The organism is Xanthovirga aplysinae, assembly GCF_009711365.1.
In the GTDB taxonomy this organism is placed as follows: Bacteria; Bacteroidota; Bacteroidia; order Cytophagales; family Cyclobacteriaceae; genus Xanthovirga; species Xanthovirga aplysinae.
Genome location: NZ_SMMB01000705.1, coordinates 1 through 3,407, shown reverse-complemented (window position 1 = coordinate 3,407; position 3,407 = coordinate 1). Strand labels below are relative to the sequence as shown.

The following is a 3,407-nucleotide window of genomic DNA, read 5'->3' as shown; positions in this document are numbered from 1 at the left end:
AAAAAAATATTCAATGAAATTAAGAAGAACCATCTAACTAGAGTCTGAAAAACTTTCTGCTACCCTTATTTTTTAAAGAAAAATCATAACGTTTTTATATTTGCCAATGCACCGATATGGGAAGAAGAAAATGACTTTATTTCTTTCTGAAAAAGTTATTTTTTCTTTCCATCAGTCAAAAAGGTAATTAGGCTATTATTTAGAGAACAGGAATTATTCACAAAGAGAAAAAAACCTTCTTTATTGAAACCTTTTCAGTTGTTTTCGAAGCCATTTGAGCTCACCTTCAATTTCTTGTACTTTTTGTTCATTCAGGATATTTTTAGGACTTTCGATGGAATTCTCTATTTGATGGATGGCAACAGATAGCACCGCATGAATATATTGATGCTCCTTAGGGACTTCCTTGTTTAAGAAATCAATTAATTGAAACCCATCTTTTGAAGCTTCAATGGCATATTTTGCAACAGTATTAGAGTTTAGCCTTCTTTCTTTTTGGCCGTATTTATGTTGCTCCTTATTATTTTTAAGGTGAGCAGCTAATTTTCCAATGTCCTTGACCGACCGTATTGGAAAGGGATTATTTTGTTCATTAAGTTGTTGGCCAATTAATTGGATTTCTTGTTTATTAACCTGATTATCCCCTTTCAAAATCAGGGCTTTCAGTTGGTTATTCAATTGGCCTATCTTATTGATTCCTTTTGCATAATTGGCGTCCCTTTTGATGGTTTTCTCTGAAACCTTAAATTCTTGAGCAATCAATTCGGAAGTCGAAAGGTTATTTTGTCCTTTAGATAAAACTTGTTGGTATCCCCCTTTTCTACGCTTTTCTTGTACGTAGCGCAGTCCTCTTAAGTAACTAATTTGTTCAGGGTTAAGGTTCCTACGCCCTAATTGATTTCGAATCATAAAATCCTTAACCTCAGTAATGGAATCAAATTCAGTTAATTTAATATTAAAGTTAAGGCGGTGCTTCTTGCATATACTATAACGGTTATGTCCATCTATTAAGACAAATTCATTGGGAGATCTTTCCCATAACAGGAGGGCTTCCCTACAGCCATGTTCCAAAATACTTTCTTCAAGTTGAGCTCTTTCCTCATTTTGTAGGGGGGGGATTAACTCCTTTAATTCTGCAGAAATAATAATATTTTGTTTTAACCTTTCATCTTTAATAATTTTTTTATCCAGATTAAGGGCTGTTTTAGGCTTGAGTAAGGCTTTCTTCTTTAACATTTAATATTTCTTTTGAAAGGTTCATATAATCTTCCGCACCATGGCATTTGTCATTGTAAGTAAATATGTCCTGTTGTGCTGACTGAGATTCAGGAATAGCCACATTTTTTCGAATGATGGTTTCAAATATCTTGAAATGTGGCAGTTCTTCCTTTACATATTCCATAGTAGTTTGATGCACTACTTGGTGCTTACTAGCCAGGGTAAACACAATACCCTCAATATTAATTCATCATTTATTTCTTCCCGTATTTCCTCAATCCTGGAAAGGATCTTATCCAAACCTTTTAGAGCCGAAATCTCAGGCTGCAGGGTGATGAGACAGGCATTAGAGGCTACCATAGCACAGGAAGTGATGATATTGAGTGAAGGTGGACAGTCAATTAAAATGTAATCGTATTGGTTTTTAACAGGTGTTAAAACTCTTTTTAGCCTATTAAACCCAGCAATGGATTGAATTAATTCTATATCTGCATCAGCCAAAGCTAAGTCGGAAGGGGAGAGGTCGAACTTATCACTTATCGATAAAATAGGAAGGGGTTTCTCTTTTAGGAGCGCATCCACAACTTGATCTTCGGGTTCATCTACTCCCAAGCTTTGGGAGAGGTTACCCTGAGAATCCAAATCAATAAGGAGCACACGGAAACCTTGTAAGCTTAAGGCTTTGCCCAGGTTGATTACCGTGGTGGTTTTTCCTACTCCTCCCTTATGGTTTACCACAGAGATAATTTTTGTTTTTTTTATATCCTTACCGGGTATTACTCTTCTAAGGCCGTATTTTTCCAGAATAGGCTTTAAGCGTCTCAAGTGATTATCATTCAATTTTCTTTCCTGTCGGATTACCTTACTGAGCAAACCTATGCTGATGCCCGCTTCCTTTTCCAGAGCTGTTAAAGATAAGGCAGGATTTTTACTTAAAAAATTGATGACTACTTCATTAGTAAGCATTTAAAGGTATTTAATGTTTGATCAGAAAAAGATACAAATCTGAAATTGCCTGGCAAAAAACCTAAATTTGTAGGATTAAAACAATGGGTGTTTTTTTTTACCCTCCCATCAAAAAATAAATTTGTGTAAATTTTTCAAAAAAAATTAAATTAAATTTAACAAAAAAATAACATAGAAAAGCTTTGCTGTAAAATACAGCTTGTTATTGATTTATTTATATTAATTTGTCTCTAATTTTGGTATAAAATTTAATTATGGCTTAAATTTTAAGAATTTTTATATTTTTTTTCAAAAGGACTTTTTTTTTGTAAACAAGGCCTTCAAAGATTCCCTAACCTTCTTTATTAATGAATTGAAAAAGGATTTTTTACTTTATTAGATGTTTTTAAGAGAGCTTTTGCCTTGTCCTTTTGAAAAAGAGAATAACTTATTTACTAAATTTCGCCATCATTTAGGAAAAGGGATACATAAAATGATTGATGGCGAAATTTAGAACGCACTTTTATACTTTTTTCATAGAAGATGATTGTGGTTTGTGGGTATTAAGGGAATTAAACTGCAAATTATAGGAAAGAAAAGTCCTTTGATTCTACCCCTTAGGGGATTGACAAGAAGGCAAAAGGATTCGGTAAAAAATTTGCCCAAAGAAGCTTCTTACCAAGCCTTACTTTTAAAGAAGAGTGCCCGGTAAGAAAAGAACGCCTCTATTTATATTTAGGCCATTCGACCTATATAGAATAGAAAGGGAAGGCGTTAGTGCTTCTTTTTTTAATGAGATAATAAAAGTTTTTTAATCTTAAACTTTTTGTTTTATGGCCTGAAGTTCACTTTGGAGCTCTTCAATGATTTCATAGAGAAACTCCACTTTTTTATCTTCTTCTTTGAGACCTTCCAACAGTAAAGGCACCAATTTTTCATAACGGACCCCTTTAAAGCCATTAGGCCTTTGTGTTACTAGGTTCTCTAATGGAAGCACATTTTCGACTTCATGCGCAAGGACGCCCAAATCTTCACCAGAATGTAGGCTTTGTTTTTCATTCCATTTGAAGAAATAGCCTCCTATATTATGGATCCTGTTCAGGGCGCCATCTATTGGTCGAATTTTGTCTTTTAATTGTACATCCGAGGGAGATAAGGGGTCGAAGTTCCCAGAATGCCAAAGCTGCACCCAGTTTTTCCATTGGCTATCGTGGTCTCTTCTCCCTCTCATATAGAAGCGCGAT

At 34.5% G+C, this 3,407-nt stretch carries 4 protein-coding genes; all 4 read right to left on the bottom strand.

What is annotated here, in order from left to right:
• Window positions 1–240 precede the first annotated feature (240 nt).
• Window positions 241–1,236: a ParB N-terminal domain-containing protein gene (locus tag E1171_RS04435; protein ID WP_155204493.1), complete on the bottom strand. Its 996-nt coding sequence runs from the start codon at window positions 1,234–1,236 to the stop codon at window positions 241–243.
• A complete protein-coding gene (locus E1171_RS24410) occupies window positions 1,205–1,402 on the bottom strand; it encodes a ParA family protein (RefSeq protein ID WP_246164153.1) in 198 nt (65 codons plus the stop codon). The genes E1171_RS04435 and E1171_RS24410 overlap by 32 nt, the downstream gene beginning before the upstream one ends.
• Before the next feature lie 14 nt (window positions 1,403–1,416).
• Window positions 1,417–2,184, bottom strand: a complete 768-nt coding sequence (locus E1171_RS04430) for a ParA family protein (RefSeq protein ID WP_246164151.1) — start codon at window positions 2,182–2,184, stop codon at window positions 1,417–1,419.
• Between the two features lie 796 nt (window positions 2,185–2,980).
• On the bottom strand, window positions 2,981–3,407 hold a 427-nt coding region (locus E1171_RS04425), incomplete at its 5' end, for a tail fiber domain-containing protein (RefSeq protein ID WP_187696258.1).

What these genes read in the sequence shown, in the direction of transcription:
- E1171_RS04430 (WP_246164151.1), bottom strand. Translation starts at nt 2,184, where the DNA reads ATGCTTACTAATGAAGTAGTCATCAATTTTTTAAGTAAAAATCCTGCC.
- E1171_RS04435 (WP_155204493.1), bottom strand. Translation starts at nt 1,236, where the DNA reads ATGTTAAAGAAGAAAGCCTTACTCAAGCCTAAAACAGCCCTTAATCTG.
- E1171_RS24410 (WP_246164153.1), bottom strand. Translation starts at nt 1,402, where the DNA reads ATGGAATATGTAAAGGAAGAACTGCCACATTTCAAGATATTTGAAACC.